The following is a 22614-nucleotide window of genomic DNA, read 5'->3' on the forward strand; positions in this document are numbered from 1 at the left end:
TCCCTTCTATAATATTCCATCTTCACCGAGCTTTTTAGCGACGCGATCTGCCGTTATTACAAGAATAATTCCGATAACAGATTGGAATAATCCAAGCGCGGTCGCCCGGCTGAAATTACCGGATTCAATCCCCCAGCGGTATACCAGAACCGGTATGGTTGTTGTGTACTCTGTGGTAGCCTTGTTCTGCAGAGCGAAGATGCGCTCGAACGAGCCCTCCATTACTTTCCCCAGATTCATGATCAGCAGGGTTACGATGGTTGCACGGATAGAAGGTACCGTAATATTCCATACCTTTCTCCAGCGTCCTGCTCCATCGACCGTAGCCGCTTCATACATCTCCGGGTTGATCCCGCTCATCGCCGCCAGATAGATAATCGTGCCCCAGCCCATGCTCTGCCACACACCGATAGCCAGATAGCTGATCAGCCAGTTCGTGTCTTCCTGCAGGAACGGAACGCGGGTACCGCCCATCAGTTCAATCAGATTGTTAATCACACCGCCGCCTTCACTAAGAAGCTGATATGCGATGGCCCCGATAATGACCCAGGACAGGAAATGCGGCAGGTACAGCAGCGTCTGATTGATGCGTTTGAACCGGATACTTTTGACCTCATTCAGCAGCAGCGCCAGCAGAATCGGCATCGTGAAGCTGAAACACAGATCCAGAATATTCAGCAGCAGCGTATTGCGGACAGCAGGAGCAAAGTCAGGCTTGGCGAAAATATCCTGGAAGATTTGGAGGCCCACCCATTCACTGCCCCAGAAGCCTTTTGCAATTTTGTAGTCTTTAAAAGCGATTACAAGTCCGGTCATCGGCAGATACTTGAATACGATTACAAAAGACAGTGGAATCAATACCAGGAAATAGAGCTGCCAGTCACGCTTTAAAAAATACCCGGGCCCCTGTTTCTTTCTTAATAGAGCATTTTGATTTGTCTTTGAAGCGTTTGCAACTTTCAAAGTCTCACCTCCTACATCATTTTATCTCTGTGCCAGTTGCATCCACCGGCCTGAGCTCTATGCTATCTCCATTAGCCGGTTTTGAATACGATGAGTAATGCTGCTGGCCATTAAAACTGACAACCACGCGGTTTATAAGGCCTCCGCAGCAGCAATATGATCAAATATGATAGGCTAAAACGTTTTCATTAAGAGTCATGAATGGAATAATTACGGCCAGAAGCAGGCCTTTAAGAGCTTTTGGTCTTGGCTGTTTTGTAGCTGCTCGGCGGCATGCCCTCGTATTTGCGGAAAAACCGGTTGAAGCTCTGTACATTAAAGTAGCCCACCTCTGCCGCAATCTGTTTGATCGTCAGGTCGGTATCCAGCAGCAATTCCTTGGCCTTCTCGATACGCAGCTGGTTCAGATAATCAATCATACTCTTGCCGGTTAAGTCATACACAATCTTGCGCATATAGGAATAGCTGATGCCAAAATCATGGCTCATATCCTTCAATACAATTTCTTCACGGTAATGATCCTGCAAATATTGAATGATCCGTTCCCCATGATTGGCTTCACGGGTACCCCGGTCCAGGTCCTGCACGATTTCTTGGAAGAACCCGTGCAAATATTCCTCAAGCTCATCCAGCGTATCCATCGATGCCAGAAGAGTGTAGATGTTGCCTTTCCCCATAATCATTCTTCCGGTACTGATATGATTCTCACGGAGATGCTTGATCGTCGCACCCAGCAGCTGGTGATAAATGAACATAATGTTATCGTAGGAAATATTCTCTGCTGAACCGATCTGGCAGCGGATGACCTGGAGCTCCTTAAGTATCCCGTTCAGATCGCCGGCATCCAGGAAGTTGAGAATCCGCCGCTCACTGCTCTCGGAATCCATATATTTACGGCTGTTCTCCTCTTCGTCCTGCCAGTACATCACGCTTCCGGCTCCCTTAATCATCCGCTGCTTAATCAATTCCATCGCCTCGAACAACCGCTGGGCTACCCTTTCGGGTGCATCTGCCAAGCCGCTTACCCCTATGGTGACAGAATGCCCCAACAGCTCTAGCGACTCCTCCCGGATTCTGTCCAGCGCCTGATGGATGCGGTCACAACTCTGCTCATCCCCGCCCGGAGCAAAGTTGATTACAATCACAATACATCCGTCACTATGATAGACAGAACGGGCCAGAACCCCCTCCGGGAACAGGCTCTCGTACTTCGCGTTCAGCAGGTATCCGTGGTAGCTGCGTGTCTCGAGATTCGTATTGCCAACGTACACTCTATACTGGTCGATGGAGACCACAGCTATTCTGTAATACAGCTCAGGGAAGATCTCCGTAATCCGGGGCGGAATCTCTCCGCGCAACAGGCGGTGAACGGCGAAGCTGCGGGTGTCCTGTTCGCGCTCCTGCAGCAGCTGGAACAGGCCTTCCTCCTCCTCCTGCATCCGCTTAAACGCCACATTCAGAAAGGCAAGCTCATTCTTATTGACTACCTCCAGATTACTTTTCGAGCGTATCATCCGGACTAATTGCCGGAGTGGTCTGGACATCCAGGTAGCGAGAAAGACCGCCAGTACCGTTCCCAGCACAATAATAGCTCCGGTAAGCAAAATAATATTCCCCTGCATATCCCGTGATTTGGTCATCAGCTTATCCATCGAGCTCCAGCTTACATTCCACCATCCGGACAATGCCGAGCGGCTCCATGCGTAAACCATCCGGTTGCCGTCCAGCTCGCGGAATGTATAGCCCTCGCTTGAACCCTCATCCAGGATTTCCTGTAGGAAGGGCTGCTCAAAGCCGTCGGTGAGCAGCAGCGACTTGTCACTGTGTGATATTACTTTTCCGTCAGATCCAAGGAGCAGGGAATGGCCGTCCCCGGCCTCTGCCGTATTCAGATATTTGCCGATCTGACTCTCCCGCATATTGACGACAATCAATCCGTCCGTCGTGGAGGAGAGACGATTGAGAGGGTACACATAGGACACCACATGATCGCCCGTGCCCAGCACGCGGGGTACCCACACACCGCTGATTCCTCTCTGGCCTGCCAGAGCTTCGGATGTCCAGCCTACCTGCTCATACCGCTCCAGCTTCGTAACCGCATTGTCTGTAGAAATAACATAATCGGAGTTATTCAGATAAAAGTATGAGGAATAAACACCGTCTACACGGCGGTTCAGGTTCAGCAGTTCATTCATCACAGACAAGGCCTTGGTCACGTTAGTGTAGCTTGCGTTCACCTCGTCATACGTCTCGAAGCTGCGGATGCGTTCAAATACATTGGTTGCAGCCAGACGCGCCGTATCCTGGGCGAGATTGGCCAGTGCATTCTCATTTAACTTGCGGTTGGCATTGAGACCGGCAAGTGCAGATTCACCGATGGCTGTCTCTGAGTTTTCTATGATCTGTGCCCCGCTATACCACGTCAAGATCGCTGCCGGAATGGCCATGATACAGAATAGAATCAATGCCAGCTGTAGCATCATCGGTGTTTTTTTCATGGTGTGCCCCCTGTTCCTACGGTAAATTTATCTAAAATAAAGAAGCCCAGCATACACTGGGCTTCTCTGCTTATACCTTTAGATTGATGAAGAGTAGCTTACCTGCGTAAATACTGTTCTATGATAATACCATAAAATAGGGTTCTCGGTCTGGTCATTTGCTCATAGATTGTCGAACATTGTATGTGTACACATGTACTATCTCCCAAGCTCAGCGTGTACTGGCTTTGTTAAACTTCTTTTCAATATTTTCAGCAAATTTCACGCCCTCACCGGCCAAATGTTGTCTCATAAAGAACCCCCCAAGGCCGTTTATCCAAGCTGCCATAGCCAGCAACCGTGAGGGGAAGTCTGCACCAATCGTACAGCTGAATTCACAAGAGTTACGGTCAATAGGCGTAATCTTCATTTCCCATGGCACTCCGACAATGGCGGGTATCCACCGCATGATATAGGCTTCTGTCCGGTCAGAGTAGAACCGCAAATGATCCTCTGCATGCTCTTTTAACTGATAGTGCTGAACAATCATCTCATTCCCCATATTCTCCACATTAACCATATAGAACTCACCTTCTTCAAAATAACTGCCCATTGCCTTGTGGCCCTTAGAGAATGATTCATATTCACCTGGAGTCATCTCCGTCACCCATTTGTACAAATCCACCTTGTCCGCTGCAATCTGCAATTTAAATTTCTTCGTCATTCTCATTGTTATCTTCCTTCTTTCCTGTAATTTCGCTAATGAGTTCCTCGTGCCAATTCATAATCATCTGATAATATTCTTTGCCAAACCTCAACGTCGCGTGTTCGTATACACCCATCTCTTGAATGTGCTTCTCTTCTATTAAAGTAAGCTTGTTGTATTCACTGGCGACAGTGGTGCGGAAGCTGGCAATCAGCCGGGCAACCTCATGCTCGTCAAGATATTTATAGAAGAACAGCTTATTTAAATACTCATAATTGAACGGGGAAAATGTACAGGGTGTCTGTAGCCATTCCATAAACTCACCCTTCCCCTTTTCCGTGATCCCATAGGCTTTCTTGAATCTGCCCTCCTCTACCCCTTCTTCAGCCTTGACCAGTTCCCCCTTCTCCATTTTCTTGAGCATAGGATAGATGCTGCCGAAGCTGGCATCAATAAAGTTGGAGGTGCTGCGTATCATCTTCTGCTTGATTTCATAGCCTGTCATATCCTTTTCACACAGAAACCCGAGTATTACATATATAAGCATTCATTCCCTCCTTCCTCAGCACGACATATAGCGGATTTATATATAATATATTGATATATATCGTTTCGATATATTGAATATATGACTTCATGGCCGGTTTGTCAATGGCATTTGCTGTGCATACAAAAAAAGCCCCTTAAAGTTCCATCAGATAACTCAAAGAGTTATCCAATATCACTATAAGAGGGGCTTTTAATACTGCAGTTGGTTCATCATTCCGTTATTTGGATTCAGTTGATAAATAAAGTGTTATCAAATAAATAATAAAGGTTTCCCTTATCATCATAGAAGATGTTGGTCGCACCAGCTAAATTAATGGATTTGACCTTTTGGAAGGTTGTAAGGTCATAGATTCCGTTTCTCCCCAGTGCCGTATTACTCGCTTCATCCACTGCATAAATTGGTTCCGGGAATGTCCCCTTAATTTCCTGCAAGTTATCCTTATTAAAAGCCTTGTTCTTCACAATGATCATTCCCAGACTTTCCACTAATAAGGCCGGCGCATCCATCGGTTCTCTGGTTAGGCCCGGATATTCCAGAATGGACTCATCAACCTTGATGATACTGCCATCTTCATTAATGGAGTAGGCGTACACATCTGAACCGGCATATCCGGCATCCCATCCATACTGACTCCAATAATAGAATTTGCTGTTATCACTGGTGAATACCATATCTCCGATACCATCATCAGTTATTATATTATCTCTGCTTAGCTGGAAAGTCGCTTCATCAAAAACCAACAGCGTTGGAGACCAGTCACCTAATACGATATACAGATGGCCTGACTTGTTATAAATATGGCGATCTGAGAAGTCCCGGGAATCCGGAGGATTCGGATACACCAAAGTCCGGGTGACTGAATAATCACTTAAGCTCACCTCAGTAACCAGATTATCAGCGTCCTTATTCACGATATACAATTTTGTTCCATCTTCTGATACAGTCAGCCCTGCCGGCTTATAAGGTAGAGATACTTTTTCAATAACGGTTTGGCTTGCAGTATCTACTACAATTAATTTTCTGAACGCTTGATCAATAGCATAAACCTTAGCGTCAGCAGAGTCGTATACAGCGTCTACAACCGTACCGCCCAAATAAATCCCCGGTGTACCCACCGGCGGTACTTCCTCCGTAGTTGGTTTATCAGCAAATTCAAGAATCGTCTTACCTTCTAAGGTAGTCAATGCGAGCAATTGATTGTTTCCGTCAAAAATCCGCTGGCCGGCTCCATCTACTGGAATAGTCTCAACTTTGCTGAAATTACTGTAGTCATAAGAGTTGATTAGATGATCTTGAACAGTATAGAACCTGTCATGCTTCAAATCGAACACCATATCCTCATAATTCCCATCCAGTTTATACACAAAGTTCATATCACCAAATCTGTCATACGTGGTTGAGAATATGGTTCCTGCACCATTGAAAAGATACTTTCCGTCCGGCGATAAATGAATCTTCGTCGTCAGCGGGTAATCTCCGTGATAAGGAGAATCATAACTGCCTATGAATTCGCCATATTTGGCAGTAAATGTTCCAATATCTCTTGGAAACGAATTTGTATTAACGGTGTACAGCTTATTCATTGTCGGGTGCATAAGAATGTGAGTTGCATGACTAATGGTAGAAGATCCGATGGGTGTAAAAGAATCTCCAGAATAAGACCGGATTTTCGTCCACTGGCCTGAGCCGGATGAAATATACACGTAGCCTTCACGGTCCACTGCAATGCTATAAGGGTCCAAATTGATATCGTAGATATGGCTTAAGCTGAGAGTTGCCGTATCCACAACAGCGACAGCACCTTTTTGCTGTTCATCAAAAATGTACGGAGAATGCTCCGCTTTCAACAGACCCACATACAATTTGCCATTCGCATACGCTATACTTTCGGGAGGCAATTCAAACGGAATAACAGTTGTCTCCCGGGTCTCATAGTTAATGGCAACTAGTTTCTTATTTTGTTTGTCTGTTGCATATATAATTGGTTTGCTCGGGTCTTGAACGCTATCAGTAACATTGAAATCTAATTGCATATGCTCATTCATAAACGTTGTAGCTGAAACGGAACTGCTGAGTGCCGATGCAGTATCATTTGCCATTGCCATTACTTTATAGTAAACCGTTGTGTTCGGTGCATACCCGCTATCTGTATAAGAGGTTCCGGTTACCTGAACATTGGCTCCTGAATTATCCCTAATAGGACTATAAGTTCCATCTACTGAACTGCTTGTGAAAATATGGTAGTACTCAGCTCCAGACACTGCATCCCACTTAATTTTGATATCTGTTTTGGAGGAAGCAGTTGCGGAAACAAGCGCCGGGGCCGGTAAACTATTCACAATCCCCTGATAAACCCATTTTTTGCCCAAACCATCCCATTTTGCTTTTATAACCAGATAATCCCCGTAGAATACTTTAATTACATCACCATCCACCAAAGGAGTGTTGTCCGCAGAAGCCTGAGCTGAATGCAGGACAATACCATTCTGATTTACTTGGAAGTGGACATCGAGCACCCCTGTGTAATAAACAGCAGGATAATAGGACCCATTCATAAGTGATTTGCTAATCAATAGAGTAGGTAAAAAGTCAACGTATTCATCATTGGAAATGGCAGCAATATATTCAGCCGGAGGGAGAGTACCTCCCTTTACCGTATAGACCCCAACTTGTTCTGCCGTATTCTTGTAGGTTGTCTCATAACCTGTTTCAGCAGTATCATCAAACAACTCCCATTGCAGTTTACTATAGTTACCAGTTTCCTCAAACCTGGCATACAATTGATCTTCAACCAAGAACACTCCCAGCACTTCTGGAAGTTCAACGGGCTGCGGCTGAGGAGTAGGGCTCGGGCTTGTTCCGCCACCGCCACCGCCACCGCCTCCACCGCCACCGCCTCCACCGCCACCGCCTACTGCTGGGGCAGCTGGCAGTTGTACGCTTGAGGCAAGCTGCTGTGCGGCAGCTTGCTCCGCGCCTACTTCTTTGCCGTTAATAACAACCGAAAAGCCTTTGGCCACAACATAATCCTTAATTTCCTGTTCGAATTTAGAACCACTGGCATTAATGAATGTCTTTGCAATCGTGCCTTTTCCCTTTACTAGGGCAGAAGCATTCAAGGTTAATTGTTTCAGCACACTGCTTTCAGCTAAATTCAACGTACTCGCCGCCGCCTCTTTGGCTACCTCGAGCGCACCAATCTCAGACTTCTCAAGAACATTAACTATTGAAGGTTTCTTTATTGCTATAGTTTTGAAGCTGCCGCTTAAATCAACAAATTCATCTGCCTTTGAAAGATCTAGTTCAATGGATTCAAAGCCGGATTCTTTATTGGTCCCCTCCAGCTTGGCTCCTGTTTTTACAATTGTTGTACCAATCCGGGTATTGCCTTGAGCTACTATGCGGACTCTCCCCGGCTGCCTATTCACAAGCATTTGGTTTAGTTGGGAGTCCAGCAGATGAATACTATCCTCCCCGCCGCCTGCTACAACTGTTCTTCCCGATACAGTCACCTGATCGAGGTTCACTTCACCAGCACCAATACCCGCTGTTAACAGTAAATCCCCTTCAATTTTGGTATTCTTCAAGGTAACCCCTGGCGTGTTAATAGTTAAATTTCCCGATATTGTTGTTAATTCTGTTCCGCCAACGGTCCCTTTGTCCATAACAAGAGTACCCATTACTTTATCCAGTATGGCAACAGCCTCTGCCCTCGTAATCGTCTGGATAGGTCTTAATGTGCCATCCGGGTAACCATTTATGTATCCTTTACTCACAATTTCATTCAAATAGGTTTTGCTCCATGCCGGTACTACGCCGTAATCATTAAACGCCTTTATTGCTGAATCATCATTAGAACCCTTAAGCTGCAGCAGCATGTACAGCATTTTTGCGGCTTCCTGCCTGCTAATTGCTGCCTCAGGCCGGAATGTATTGTCTTCAAATCCGGAAATATACCCGGCTGACTTCGCTTTTCCAATTTCGGAATAATACCATTTATCTGAACTTACATCTTTAAAAGCTTCCTGCGACTCGTTCTTAAAACCAAACGCTTTATTGACAACCGAAGCAAACTCAGCCCTTGAAATGCTTGCATTCGGTTTGAACGTATGATCTACGTATCCCGAAATCAAACCCTTATCCAACCATCTAGAAATTTGGCTGCTTGCCCAACTGCCATGAATATCAGTCATGTTGTCAGTTGACTGTGGTGCAGCAGCAAGTGCAATTCCTTGACTTCCAAAAACTAAATTCACTAGAACGATCATCCCTAACACAACACTCAAAATTCTTTTGCTCATAATTCCCCCCTGTGATTCCGACAGACTAGATAATCTTAAATTAGGTCCATCGATCCAATAGAATCATATAATAAACAAATATCCAAGTCTATACAATAAACCCATAACTCTAGGTAAATATTATGACAGTTAGCATGAACGAATACGGCTGCTTAAACGTACAAAAAAAGCGGCCGCCCCCTTGCTAAGCAAGGATGCAGCCGCTATATTAACTGAAGCAGAAAAGATACATATTATTAAACAATACGCCCCTTATTCCTTACCCATCGTGCTGATATCAATGACAAACCGGTAACGGACATCGGAAGCGAGTACACGTTCCCACGCTTCATCAATCTGGTCGGCAGAGATAACCTCGATCTCAGAGGCAATGTTATGTTCGGCGCAGAAATCAAGCATCTCCTGCGTCTCACGGATTCCGCCAATCATCGATCCGGCAAATGAACGGCGGTGGCCGATCAGCGAGAATACGTTAACGGCCAGCGGGTCAGCAGGCGCACCGACATTGACCAAGGTACCATCCAGCGCCAGGAGCGATAGATAAGCATCGATATTAATCTGCGCGCTTACCGTATTTATGATCAGGTCGAACGAACCGGCAAGCTGCTTGAATGTCTCCGCATCGCTAGTCGCATAATAATGATCCGCACCTAGTTGCAAACCGTCTTCCTTCTTCTTCAATGACTGTGACAGAACCGTAACCTCAGCCCCCATAGCATGAGCGATCTTCACAGCCATGTGTCCAAGTCCGCCAAGACCTACTACAGCTACATTTTTGCCTGGAGCGGCTCCCCAATGGCGAAGCGGTGAATAGGTTGTGATTCCGGCACATAACAGCGGGGCAGCAGCGTCTAGCGGAATAGCGTCTGGAATCCGGACCACGAAGTCCTCTGTCACCACAATATGGGTGGAATACCCGCCCTGTGTATAGTGACCGTACCGGTCGGTAGCTCCATAGGTACCCGTATTTCCATGCAGGCAATACTGCTCCTCGCCTTTATGGCAATTACTGCACTCTCCACAGGAGTCGACCATACAGCCCACCCCTACCCTGTCACCAACGGAATACTTTGTAACTCCGGAACCGACCTGGCTGACAATCCCGGCAATCTCATGGCCTGGAACGAGCGGATACTTGACTGGCCCCCACTCCCCGCGGGCGGTATGAATGTCCGAGTGGCAGATCCCGGCGAATTTAATCTCAATCAGAACATCCTGCGGCTGAAGCTCCCGGCGCTCAATGGTCGTTAGCTTGAACGGGCCTTCCTGGCTGAATGTAGCGCGTGCATTAACTTGTATCATGGTGTAACCTCTCTTCTTGTTCATAGTAGAATCCGTAAGGACGACTTTACAAACCATATGATATTACTTAAAGTTAACTCTAAGTCAAGCACAAAATACAATTGAGACTGGAGATTCGTGATGAAGACATACTCTATAACTGAGGCTGCAGAACATTTCAATATGACACCGCATACTCTGCGTTACTATGACAAGGAAGGTCTGATGCCCTTTATCGAAAGGACCTCCAGCGGAAGACGCGTGTTCAAGGAAGCGGATATGGAAGCTCTAAAAATAATTGAATGTCTGAAATCATCCGGGATGCCGATTAAGGAAATCAAACATTTCATTGAGTGGTGCTCTGAGGGAGATTCCACATTGCAGCAGAGATATGACATGTTCCTGGAGCGGAAAGCCTCAGTTGAAGCACAGATGGAGGAGCTGAAGAAAACGATGGAAGTCATCGAACATAAATGCTCTTATTATAAGACTGCCTTAGACAGCGGTACGGAAGATATTCATAAAACCAAAAAGGTGACCAGCTTTTAACGGGAGGATGTGAATCGGGAAAAGCAGAATTTGGTGGTTCACCCGGCCGGGCGTTCACCCTATACCTGAAGCCGATTCAAGCCTGAACGATGAAAAAGGGGCCTCTGGCAAGCTGGACGAAATTGTGGGTGCTCTGATGGGTAATGATCCGGAGGTGTCGGCTCCCGGTATTGCACCGGATCACAAGGATAAACGGGAACCCAAGGACTGAGTATACGACAAAAGGGTAGCCGGGCTTGCAATATTTTGCAGAGTCCGGGCTACCCTTGTTTAATGTTAACTCAGCGAAATAGAATCTTCATTTGCTGGCGGACCTTTTTTTGCCAGAAGCTTGTTCGTAAAACTCACATTAAAGAAATGAATGATCGGGCCAAGGCCCAGTGCGGACACCAGCGTCCCCAAACCGATGATGCCTCCGAACAGGAAGCAGATCAAAGCACAAAAAGCGTCTGTAAACATCCGGTGCCAGAAATAAGAGATTGCCGGAAACTTATTTCTCATAATCAGGGACAGGCTGTCATAGGGAGCGATTCCCACATCCGACGTCTGATACATGGATACCCCGAAGCTGCAGATCACCACACCAATCGCCACTGTAACCACCCGCTGCCACAATAGCTGAGGTTCGCCGAGCAGCTCCAGCCAGGTACTATGAAAGAAGGTAGCGATGTAACCCAGCAAAATGGCGTTTACGAAAGTTCCGGCTCCAATATACTTCCGTCCGGTAATAAATTCGATTACAAACAACACCAGGTTCAGTAAGATTAGAAAATTCGCATAGGCGAGCCCGCTGGAGTCTGCAAGTGCCATCACCATTCCGCTGAAGGGATCATTCCCCATTCCGGACAGCTTAAAAATGCTGATGCCCATCCCTAAGAAAACATTCCCGATAAGCATAATGATCAATCGTTTGGGGTCTACTGAATTCATATATCTTTTCATATAGTTCATCCTACAACCTTAATGCTGACATTCATCTTGACTGGGATTATCCCGTCATCAGCAATAAAAGTGGCAGTGTAAGGTTCATCACGAACCGCAGCAGCAGCAGGAGTCCAGCTAAACATACAAGCCAGGCCTGGTATAAAAGAGGCAGTGTCAAAAGTTGTCCCCTCAGGCAGATTGCCCGTTGTTACAGTCATCGGCTCAGCAATCCCCTTTACTGCCGGGTCCTTATCCGGGCTGGTTTCATTATAAATCCTGCCATCCGTCTCCCGGGACGAAGTCTCGAATGCAGGCTGTCTGGCTACAACAGCAAAGGATAGCGTCTCACCTACCTTTACGCTCTGTGCCGGAACAACTGTGAAGAAGGGCCGGAATACCGTTTGAGGCAAAGGATAATCTTCGGTTGCAGACGGATATGTATAGCCGTTTCCGGGAATTGCAACAGTTTCATACGGATACAAGCTGTCCTTCGGCGTGCCTGGAGCAGGCGCCTCCACTTCTATCCTTTTGACGGACAGATTGCTGTCCATTGTCACATTCTCAACTGCAGTCTGCTGATACGGATAATCCGGCACATATTCCAGGCCTGCGGGCCGTTTGAAGCTGCTGCTTACCAGTACGACTTCTTCTACCCCCTGCGCATGGCTGGCATGAATATGTTCAAGAGTGCCACTTACAACATCATCGAGCACAATGGGATACCGGGTATCTTCCGTCATATAGCGCAGCTGAATCTCCTTCAGATACAGATTGTCCACATGTCTGGCATACAGACCGTAAGCCGGCAGGATCCCCCAGTTGCTGGGCTCAGGATATACCTCCGGCAGCTCTGGTACGTTGAACGGCGCATCCTTCCACGTTCCTGCTCCTGGATTCCATTCCACCCGGGGCAATAACCCTTCATTTTTCAGGAAAAAGGTGTTCACCAGCCACGGCAGCAACTGAATGCTGCGCTTCGGACTGCCGTACTGGGTATATTCCCAGTTCGTATTCAGCTGGCGCTGTTCCACCGCATGCTCCAGACTTAGACCACCGCGGTACTCCACTTGAATATTGGAGATCGAGACATTCTTAATCCGGTTGCCTACCAGCCCCATCAGTTCAATGGGATAGCGGGGGTCGACATTCTTAGCGGTAATATTGCGGATGATAATATCGTGAACATTGGCTATACGGCCGCTACCATTGGCATTGCCATACAGCTGCAGCTCGCTTTCCTGTAATTCCTTAGTGTAGTCAGGCACATACTTCTTCGAGTGCTCATCGTAGCGGACAGCAAACCATTTGCCGCCCTCTTCATGATAGTTAGCAGGGTTCAACCGGCAAGGCTGCTCAGGGTCTACAACATTAAAAGCAGACACACCGTCCGCAGAAACCTTGCGCGCCCTGTTAAAGGCTGGCAGATAGCGCCTCGCCGGATACACCTGATACGATTCCTTGGCCGGCAGCACCCAGTTAGGCTGGTCCAATCTTACATTTGGTGCTGCATCCCGTGCCGCTATCAACTCTTCCCCGGTGCTATTCCCCGTGACCGGGAAACGTCCCCGGTCTCCTATTTTGATGAAAATAGGCGAGCTGCTGATATCCTCCATCGTGGAATCCTCAAAAATAATATGGCTTAAGTCCGCCCCGTCGACGGCCTCAAGGGCAAAACCTCTCGACCGTTTAAACGCTACGCGGCGGACCGTGACACAATCATAACCACAGGTAGATTCCGTACCCAGCTTGACGCGGGCGGTAGGACCGCAGCGGTCTGTTGCAATCAGCTTGTCCTGTGTATACGTTCCCGCATATACGGAGCCTGTGTCGTAGCCGCTAACCACACAGTCTTCAATCAATACATTGCGGAGCGGCATAAAGATTCCGCCGCCATAGGAGGCCTTCAGCACAATAGCATCGTCGGTTAATGAATTGAAGGTGGAATGAACAATGGTCACATTCTCGCAGCAGTCCACATCTAACGCATCCCGGTTCGTATCCACAAGAATATGCCCGACATGCAGATTCTTCACACAGGTTGCTATAATGGCAAAATGGCCGCCGGCCAGGATAGAAAAGTCGCAGAATGCGACATTCTCGCACCGCACCATCGCAATCGCCTTATTGCCGAACCATTCACCGCGGTGACCGGGCTCGTCCCGGCGCAATGGCTCATGCGGGTCCCCGCCCATCAGAACCTGCTCCAGTTCTCCCTCATCATTCAAAGAACTTCCATCCAGCAGCCCGGGCCCATAAATCATCACATTCTGGATATCCGCGCCATAAATCAGGCTGTTGGCAAAGTACGTATGACCGTGATCCTGCAGACCAGCATATAAATTAACCTCAGGCTCTTCATAATTGCCGCCTTCCCCGTTCTGCTGCTCATAGGAATGACGGATATCCGTTCTTGCTGCAGAAAGTACGCTGCCTGCCGACAAGTACAGATTGACGCCGCTTAAGAGACGAATCGTGTATACCCTGAAGCTGCCTTCAGGAATTATCACAGTGCCGCCTTCTGCAGATGCTGCCTGAATAGCGCGGTTAATCGCCTTGGTATTCTCCACAGGCGCATTCTCCGGACCCGCCCCATAATTGCGGATATCAAATGTATGCGTTTCCTTCATTAAATAGCCTTTGTCAAAAGGACACCCTGTTGCTTCCGTTACTTGAAACATAATAGCCTCCAATGGATTAGGAACCATCCGAACCGGATCATCCTGGCAGTTTTCTCTTATTATATCTTTTTGCTGTTTGATCTGCAGTTTCATAATTTATAAACCTGAGTCCAAGTCAATTGATTTTCCTGCTGCGACCGATGGAAAATCTTTTGTAATATAATTGTTGAGCCGTTGAAGGGTACGTGCCAAAGCATCCTCGTCAACCGGCTTAGGCAGGTAATCGACAGCATTTACGCGGAAGGCCTCCAGTGCATATTGGTCATAAGCCGTAATAAATACAATTTCCAGGTGCTCGTCTAGCTCAATTAAGGAAGCGGCCAATTCGAGACCGTTCATTCCCGGCATATCAATATCCAGAAAGACCGCATCAGGTCTTAGCCGGGTGAATTCATGCAGCAGATCTGTATATTTGGTATATGCCCCAACCACTTCGACATCGTCACGGCACTCCAGGATTTGTACAAGCCGCTGGACCGCCAGCCGTTCATCGTCAACAATTGCAACTCTCATGAATGACCCTTCCCTCTTCTAAGGCTTACGCGTAATGCTGAATTTTGAACTGAAACCGCACGCTTGTCCATTCCCCTTCTTCACTGGATACCTGTAATGCTTCTCCATAGAAATGCTTCAGTCTCCGCTGAATATTTACGAGTCCAACTCCCCTTCTTTCGGAAGAAGCCCTTTCGCTTGTCCATAAGGCTTGGATTCCCGTCTCACTGATACCGCCCCCGTTATCCCACACCTCCACATAAACCGTATCCTTGTCCAGGGAGATGGAGATTCTGACCGTTCCTCCCTCCATTTTCTTCGTTACCCCATGCCGGATAGCGTTCTCTACCAAAGGCTGTATCGTCAGCGGCAAAATCTTTCGCTTCAGTACCTGCGGGTCCACATCATATACAACCGTAAGCCTCTCCTCAAACCGGGCTTCCTCAATTTGCACGTAAGCATCAACCAGCTGTAATTCGTCCTCAATCCGGACAAAGCTGTCAGGCTTCGGGTCAAAGCTTCTTCTTAAGTAATAGCTTAAATGCATAATCAGCTTCTCTGCACGCGCGCCGTCTGTCCGGCATAAGGCAATAATCGAGTTCAAGGAATTGAACAAGAAATGCGGTTTAATCTGCGACTGGAGAAAATCCACCTCTGCCTTCAGAGCTTCTTCCACTGACTTCTTAAGCTTCAGGAGCGTTTCCGTTCTGGCCCTGACCTCTGCAGCATCAAACGGCTTGATGATATAATCATTCGCCCCTGCCTTGAAGCCGGCAGCAATATCGCTATTGCCGTAACGCGCCGTCAGCAATACAACAGGCAGCTCAAATAGGGAATATTGCTCGCGGATCTCTCTGCAGACTTCAACCCCCGACATTTTGGGCATCATTACATCGAGCAGAACCAGGTCGATATCAGAGCGTTTCTTCAACATTTCCAAGGCCTCCAGCCCGTTGGTCGCCCAGATAACCTGATAAGGCTCATTGGCAAAAACCCGGGACAGGACCTGGAGATTGGATGGTTCATCGTCAACGGCCAGCAGCGTGAAGGTGCTCTTGCTCCGGCCTGGTAATTCCGCCATGCCCCATTCTTCGCTTATGGAGGCAGATTCCTTGGCTGCTTCGTAATCCGGGAGTGAATTCCGGGCTGCTTCGGCAACCGGAAGTGTAAAAGCGATGCCCGTCCCCTGCTCCGGCTCTGACCATTCTACCTTGATGGTACCGTCCATCAAATGCAGCAGCTTCCTGCAGATAAACAACCCCAGTCCTGTTCCCCCGTACTCCTCTGGAGAGTGTGCTTGCTCAAAGGGCTGGAATATAGCCTCCCAGTCAGATAAGCTCATCCCCACTCCGGTATCCTCCACCACAACTTTGACCTGACCCTCTATCACCTGAGCATGAATCGTAATCATACCCTCATGAGTAAATTTCACCGCATTGCCGACCAGATTGTGGAGGATTTGCCTGAGCCGGTTCTCATCCGCATAGACGAGGGGCAGATGCTCCGGTACGGCATTGACAAATCTGATTTTTTTACCAGTAATCAAACCCTGGAATAAATCGAATACGAGGGAGACAGACACACGGACATCCACACCGGTTAGTTGAACCTTTAGCTCGTTACGTTTGATTTTCTCCATATCCAGAATGTCATGAACCAGTCCCGAGAGCCTTCTGGAGGTATCTCTGATCAGGGACAGATTCTGGATATGGCTTGCGCTGAGTTCTCCGGCTTCTGCTTCTGCTCCGGCTCCTGTCTCCAGCATGGATTGGGATAAATTAATGATTCCGTGAAGCGGAGTCTGGAATTCGTGAGAGGTATGCAGCAGGAACTCGTCTTTCTGCTTATCCGCCTGCTGTAGCATTACAGCCATTCCTTCTATCGTCTTATACGCTTCCGAATACCGGTAAGACAGGAGGAAGGAGGCCAGAAAACAAAAAATCAATATGGAGCAGTATCCTATGGTGTAAGTGGGTGTCAGGCTGCTCAGATACAACCCGTAATCAAACAGCCCTATTACATATCCGCCTAAGGCCAATATAAAGAGGAGCAGTGTCCGTTTGCTGAATTCTCCATACCTGCCCTTCAGGTATGAATGAAGCATCAATCCCAGAATGATGACATAGATGAATAGCTGCAGATAGCTGAATACCGCATTGAAACGCGAATACCATTGAAACGGCGTGAGCAGCACAAAGCCGATGTACAATGCCGTCACACCGACAACACTATTAATTAACCACTCAGGAATCATGCTTTTACACATAGTCTTAATAAACATGACCATCGTGATCAGGGAGAGATACAGCGATACGGCTTGAATCTTATAATAAATCTCATGCGGCAGATTCACATACTCAACCAGAATCCGGTCACCGTTGCTGGCAAAAGACCAGGCGATAATAATGCAGCTGAGTCCGAAATAAAGAAGTCCTCTTTCCTCTCTCCGTATAATAAACACACTAAGCTGATAACACCCGAGCATAAGGAGAGATACAATCAGAATTAAATTGAGAATGGTTGTATGGGTATTCAGCTTAAGAATTCCCCCGGCGCTCCCGAAATAAAGGCTATAAGGAATCCCGCCCTGCGAATTCTCATAATTCGCTGCATGGATAATGATCTCCGCCGTATCTCCCTGTACCGTAAAAAAGGCATTGTACGGTTTATTCTCATACCTATACAGGCTTTCGGATTCCGCGGGCTTACCGCTGCCGGCAACCCTGTCCCCGTTCACGTAGATCTCGCTGGCCATGCGGATGTTGGATATTCTAAGCCCATACATCGTTGCCGAAGGCTCAAGCTTAACCTTCAGACGGTAGGTAACGGCTCCTTGGCTATTTAGACCCCCGTCTTCATTCGCATGCTTCCAAAAACCGGGTACCTGCATATATCCAGGAGAAACAGAAGGTGCTCCCCCCGGCCTGAGCAGCTGATCCCAATAAAATTCCCATTGTCCATCCAGCGAAACGACCTGTTCTCCCTGAAAATTCCATGCGCTCAAATCCAGTACACCATGCCGGGCGGGAGCGGGGTTCTGGGCTTTATGATCAGAGGCTTTCACTAGGCCGAATAATATAGCAAAACATCCGAGGCCCACTATAATCAGGCCCATCAGCATTTTTCTCATCTTGAGGATCTACTCCGTTTCTCAGCCTTATCTTTATTCATTTCAATACAGCTTTAGTTCCATCATATCATCTGTACCATTTAGCGGCATGTCCTTTTCTTGTGCATGCTCTATTACGATTCTCCATAGGAACAATTCGTAGAAATTGTGAAGATTATGTAGATTAATTAATTGAAATAAAGCCCAATATTAATGATCACACAAAAAACCAGCAGGATTGAGACTTCAATCTCTCATTCCTGCTGGTTATCTTTAATTCTCCAGCTAGTTCCCTTATCGCCTAAGATCAACAGATTAAAAACGAACATGAGCAGAACCAAGTCTCGAGATTTGTGAAAATAAAATAGCCATCTCAGTAGGCAATAATTGAAAATCCTGTTGAATCCAAAATTGCATGGTCCCCACATAAGCTGAAGCCAGGTAGGCAAACAAATAATACTGTTTATCGGGAACATCGCTCGGCTTAATCTGCTTATGCTGCAACAGATAAGCATGGAGAAATTGTTTTTTTAATAATTCTGTCAGTTGTAACGAAAACACATTATCTCCTGTTGACCCCATAAAAACTTGGAAAAACCTTTTTTGTTCTATGACATACTCGAATGGCCGTACATAACCGGAAGGAGGCTCCATAAGAGGCTGAGTACTTCCAATAGGATGACTAATTTTTTTTATAATTGCCTGAAATTCTTCTAAGATATCATTCTTTAGTTGTTCATGAAAATCATGGATGTCCTGATAGTGTAGATAAAAAGTACCTCTATTTAATCCGGCATGTTCTGTTAGTATTTTTACAGTAATGCTCTCCAGAGGCATCTGCATAGCCAAATCAAGCAACACATCCCGCAATTGATGCCGGGTTCGCAAAATACGACGGTCTGTTTTCTCTTGCACTGCCTCTCCTCCTAAAAAAAACAGGATTTACTGATCATTTCAATTCCGGCTGTTGATTAATAAACACAGATCCGGGAAATGTTCATCGAATTTTTATACGTTTTGATTATAATCATCTACAAAGATTTAATCAACACGACGTTCACTAAAAGGAGAAAAAGAGATGGCAGAACAACCTATTTATCTTAACGAACCTACTACGAGAGAGAATACCGCTTTACCCAGAAAAACATTTATTTTTATGCTAATGGCAATTATACCCGGCATGATGATGGTGATGATTGACAGTACCGCAATGAATGTGGCAATTACCAATCTAAGCCATAATTTCAATGTCTCTTTTGACACTTTGCAGTGGGTGATTACAGGTTATATGCTGGCTATGTCGGTTACGATTCCGCTTTCGGGCTGGTTTTCAGACAAAATCGGTGCAGCAAGAGCATTTATGGTTACAGTCACTTTTTTCGTTATCGGCTCAGTGCTGTGTGCAATGGCCCAGGATGTACATCAGTTAATTGTCTTTCGGATCATACAGGGCTTGGGTGGGGGGATGATCCAGCCCATTGGCATGGCTATGATCTTCCGTCTTGCTCCTGACAATAAAAAGGGACAGATCATGGGGATGCTTGGCATTCCGATGCTGCTCGCTCCCGCTTCCGGCCCCGTCTTATCCGGCTGGCTGTTGGAGTTCATAAGCTGGCATTGGATCTTCTGGATTAATGTCCCGATCGGAATGATTACATTAGCTTTAGCAAGCCGTCACTTATTGAAAAAAAATCCGCCCCGAATATCTGTTATCTCCAAAGAAAAGAAATCCTTGGATGCGCTCGGCCTCTTCTTGGCTCCTTCTGCATTTGTTCTGCTTGCACTAAGCATTAATCTTAAATCCAGCCTTTGGGCAGGATGGCTGATGGGAGGAGCTGGTTTCCTGCTACTGGTTTGGTTATGGTTTCATGAACTGAGACATCCCCATCCCATTCTCGAAGTGCGTGCTTTTCGTGAAGTACGATTTAGAAGAGGGATGCTGATCAGCTGGATACAGTATATAGCGCTCAACGGCTCGCTCGTATTCATCCCTCAATACTTGCAGAACTTCAGAGCCTATAGCCCGTTCGAGGCTGGGTTAGTCATGAGTATGTTAGCGGTAACCTCAGGACTTCTAATGCCGGTTGGCGGCAGGTTGTTTGATCGCATTGGAATTCGTCCGCTTGCTGGATCAGGGCTCAGTGTAATCGGTTTAGCCTTGTTACTGTTATCTCAAATGAATAAGGATACAAGCGGTATGATGATTGGCGGAATAGTAGGATTGATGGGTATTGGCATGGGATTATGTATGATGTCACTTAACACTTACATTCTGCAATCAGCACCTCCTGAATCCATCAGCCGAGTTACGCCGATGACCTCAGCCAGTGCTGATCTAGTGATTCCCCTCGCTATCGCAGGTCTTAATAATTTCCTTTTAATGCGTACCACGATGCGCGAAACTGAAACTGTGAGCAGTGCATCAGCCGGACTGGGTGCATATTCCGACACATTCATGTTAGCTGCTTGTATTGCTCTTGCCGGAGCATTGCTCAGTCTACTTCTCAAGCCCAATCAGAAGAATTCAGAACCTCAATAGTAATCCGAATTTACTAACAAAAAGCAACTTATCCGCGGATAAGTTGCTTACTTAATCTTGATTAATAACGGATAATATTTCGAATCATAATTCAAATTCCTATCAAGGACTCCAGAAACCGGCGGATTAATTCCTTTACAGGCTCTTGCTTTTCAAATAACCAAAAGTATCATAGATACTTCTACAATATATCCTTAGCCCTTCTGCAATTCCAATTCTTTCAACGTAGGATAGTCCGTATACCCCTTGCTTCCACTACCATAAAATGTTGCAGGATCTGCTTCATTTAATGGAGCGCCTGCTTTAAGTCGTTCCACAAAATCCGGATTAGCCAATGACCATACCCCAATAGGTGCCAGATCAGCAAGACCACTCTCGATATCAACACCAATATTCTCCAGTCCCCGTCCAGCCCGATTGACTAACAACGGATTCTTCCACAAGGAACGTATATCCTGAAGCAATTCTTCATTGCCGAGGTGCATCACATGAAGATACGCTAAATTCAGTTTCGCTAATTCTTGCGTTAAGTAACGGTAAAGATCAGGACCTTGTTCGCCATCTTGAATCCCGCCAAGAGGGGTCCCTGGCGAAATGCGGAAGCCGGTTCTCTCTGCCCCGATCTCGTCAACGATGGCTTTTGCTACTTCTATCGCGAAGCGAGCTCGATTTTCTATTGATCCACCATATTCATCCGTACGTTTATTGGAATTTTCACCGATAAATTGGTTGATTAGATAACCATTTGCTCCATGAATTTCAACGCCGTCAGCGCCTGCTTCAATAGCAGCGGCCGCAGCTTTACGATAATCTGCAATGGTTATTTGAATCTCTTCTTTACTTAACTCACGTGGTACGGGGATATCCTGCATGCCTGTAGCCGTAAACGTTTCTACTCCTGGTGCAATTGCAGAGGGTGCAACGGGCTGCCGGTGATGAGGCGTATTGTCAGGGTGCGACACACGACCGACATGCATTAATTGAATATAAATATACCCGCCTGCTTCATGCACTGCATCCGTAACTTTCTTCCACCCTTCAATATGCTTCTCCGTATAGATCCCAGGTGTTCTTAAGTAACCTTGACCATCATCGGATGGTTGTGCACCTTCTGTAATAAGAAGTCCCATCGATGCTCTTTGAGCATAATACAGGGAGTTTAATTCTCCCGGTGTACCATCTTCCTCTGCTCTGCTGCGTGTCATTGGTGCCATCGCCAAGCGATGCGGTAATTCCAGATTGCCAACTTTTGTTTTAGTCCACAGTTTTTCCATTATTAACACTCCTCTTTAAATTTGTTTAACAAGAAATTATGATTAAGTAAGATGTGGGTATATTGCAGCAACACCACCTGCAAGTCCACCTTGTATCATTCGGCTGTTATCATCAGCAAGAATTTCAAAGCTGCCAGATTCGATGCCATCAATAGCTATTTTTGCGATATCTGAAGGGTTGGATTTGGGAGCATCTATACCGGTTGTCATATCTGTCTCCATAAAGCCTACATGTAATCCAGCTACTCTAATATTACGAGGATACAAGTTTAAACGTAAATCGTTCGTCAATGCCCAGGCTGCAGCCTTCGCAGCTGTATACGCACCGGAAGCTCCCATACTAAACCAAGATAGTACGGACAGAATATTCAAAATCGATCCTCCCCCGTTTTTTTCAATGATTGGTGCAAAAGCACGAACCATGGACAGCGTACCGAAGAAATGCGTATCAAATTCCAATTGTATTTTCCCCACATCTCCTTCCAGCAAAGAAGCGCCTGTAGATGATCCTGCATTGTTGATTAAAAGCGTAACATCTTTAGCAAGGATTGCTGCTGCTGCAACCTCATCCGGTTTTGTAACATCAAGCTTTACAGGTGTAACTCCAGGAATATCAATGGTCTCCGGATTTCTTGCACCAGCGTATACTTTAGCCCCTCTGGATAGAAGTTCAAGAGTAAGCTGACGGCCCAGACCCCGGTTTGCTCCAGTGACAAATGCTACTTGTTCAGAAATGTTCATTGTATTAGCTCCTTTTTGTTTTGATTACAA

15 protein-coding genes are annotated in these 22614 nt (G+C 46.6%); 2 read left to right on the plus strand and 13 right to left on the minus strand.

The window, feature by feature from the left end; translation table 11 throughout:
• Window positions 1-6: 6 nt before the first annotated feature.
• The 6 genes from NYE33_RS32150 to NYE33_RS32175 form a co-directional block, all read right to left on the minus strand.
• On the minus strand, window positions 7-963 hold the full coding sequence (locus NYE33_RS32150) for an ABC transporter permease (RefSeq protein WP_042134638.1): 957 nt from the start codon (window positions 961-963) through the stop codon (window positions 7-9).
• 230 nt (window positions 964-1193) lie between these two features.
• Window positions 1194-3461 (minus strand): helix-turn-helix domain-containing protein, encoded by a 2268-nt coding sequence (locus NYE33_RS32155; RefSeq protein ID WP_076242483.1) that lies wholly within the window; start codon window positions 3459-3461, stop codon window positions 1194-1196.
• 211 nt (window positions 3462-3672) lie between these two features.
• Window positions 3673-4164 (minus strand): hypothetical protein, encoded by a 492-nt coding sequence (locus NYE33_RS32160; protein ID WP_231575306.1) that lies wholly within the window; start codon window positions 4162-4164, stop codon window positions 3673-3675.
• The gene (locus NYE33_RS32165) at window positions 4148-4693 is read right to left on the minus strand and encodes a PadR family transcriptional regulator (protein WP_336101653.1); all 546 of its coding nucleotides are present in this window, start codon (window positions 4691-4693) and stop codon (window positions 4148-4150) included. Before NYE33_RS32165 ends, NYE33_RS32160 begins: the two co-directional genes overlap by 17 nt.
• A 230-nt stretch (window positions 4694-4923) precedes the next feature.
• Window positions 4924-8997 (minus strand): S-layer homology domain-containing protein, encoded by a 4074-nt coding sequence (locus tag NYE33_RS32170; protein WP_341069377.1) that lies wholly within the window; start codon window positions 8995-8997, stop codon window positions 4924-4926.
• Between the two features lie 252 nt (window positions 8998-9249).
• Window positions 9250-10299: an NAD(P)-dependent alcohol dehydrogenase gene (locus NYE33_RS32175; protein WP_039301254.1), complete on the minus strand. Its 1050-nt coding sequence runs from the start codon at window positions 10297-10299 to the stop codon at window positions 9250-9252.
• A gap of 120 nt (window positions 10300-10419) precedes the next feature.
• Here NYE33_RS32175 and NYE33_RS32180 point away from each other — a divergent pair, with 120 nt between their 5' ends.
• Entirely contained in the window at window positions 10420-10827 is a 408-nt protein-coding gene (locus tag NYE33_RS32180) for a MerR family transcriptional regulator (RefSeq protein ID WP_042134627.1), read from the plus strand.
• Window positions 10828-11103: 276 nt separating this feature from the next.
• Here the strand turns inward: NYE33_RS32180 and NYE33_RS32185 are convergent, their stop codons facing one another.
• The 5 genes from NYE33_RS32185 to NYE33_RS32205 all read right to left on the minus strand — a co-directional run bounded on the left by NYE33_RS32185 (window position 11104) and on the right by NYE33_RS32205 (window position 18945).
• The gene (locus tag NYE33_RS32185) at window positions 11104-11769 is read right to left on the minus strand and encodes a YczE/YyaS/YitT family protein (RefSeq protein WP_042134625.1); all 666 of its coding nucleotides are present in this window, start codon (window positions 11767-11769) and stop codon (window positions 11104-11106) included.
• A 5-nt stretch (window positions 11770-11774) separates the two neighbouring features.
• A complete protein-coding gene (locus NYE33_RS32190) occupies window positions 11775-14429 on the minus strand; it encodes a glycoside hydrolase family 28 protein (RefSeq protein WP_336102360.1) in 2655 nt (884 codons plus the stop codon).
• 96 nt (window positions 14430-14525) lie between these two features.
• Window positions 14526-14942 carry a LytR/AlgR family response regulator transcription factor gene (locus NYE33_RS32195; RefSeq protein WP_336102361.1) on the minus strand — a complete coding sequence of 139 codons (417 nt, stop codon included), beginning with the start codon at window positions 14940-14942 and terminating at the stop codon, window positions 14526-14528.
• Window positions 14943-14967: 25 nt separating this feature from the next.
• Window positions 14968-18051, minus strand: coding sequence for an ATP-binding protein (locus NYE33_RS32200; protein WP_341069380.1), 3084 nt, complete (start codon window positions 18049-18051; stop codon window positions 14968-14970).
• A gap of 294 nt (window positions 18052-18345) precedes the next feature.
• Complete coding sequence (locus NYE33_RS32205) at window positions 18346-18945, minus strand: TetR/AcrR family transcriptional regulator (RefSeq protein WP_042134622.1); 600 nt, start codon at window positions 18943-18945, stop codon at window positions 18346-18348.
• A gap of 163 nt (window positions 18946-19108) precedes the next feature.
• Here NYE33_RS32205 and NYE33_RS32210 point away from each other — a divergent pair, with 163 nt between their 5' ends.
• Window positions 19109-20569: an MDR family MFS transporter gene (locus tag NYE33_RS32210; protein WP_336102364.1), complete on the plus strand. Its 1461-nt coding sequence runs from the start codon at window positions 19109-19111 to the stop codon at window positions 20567-20569.
• A 194-nt stretch (window positions 20570-20763) separates the two neighbouring features.
• Here the strand turns inward: NYE33_RS32210 and NYE33_RS32215 are convergent, their stop codons facing one another.
• Entirely contained in the window at window positions 20764-21843 is a 1080-nt protein-coding gene (locus NYE33_RS32215) for an alkene reductase (protein WP_336102365.1), read from the minus strand.
• A 42-nt stretch (window positions 21844-21885) separates the two neighbouring features.
• On the minus strand, window positions 21886-22584 hold the full coding sequence (locus tag NYE33_RS32220) for an SDR family oxidoreductase (protein ID WP_042134616.1): 699 nt from the start codon (window positions 22582-22584) through the stop codon (window positions 21886-21888).
• Window positions 22585-22614 lie beyond the last annotated feature (30 nt).

This window comes from Paenibacillus sp. FSL R10-2199, from assembly GCF_038000235.1.
Classification (GTDB): Bacteria; Bacillota; Bacilli; order Paenibacillales; family Paenibacillaceae; genus Paenibacillus_AQ; species Paenibacillus_AQ phytohabitans.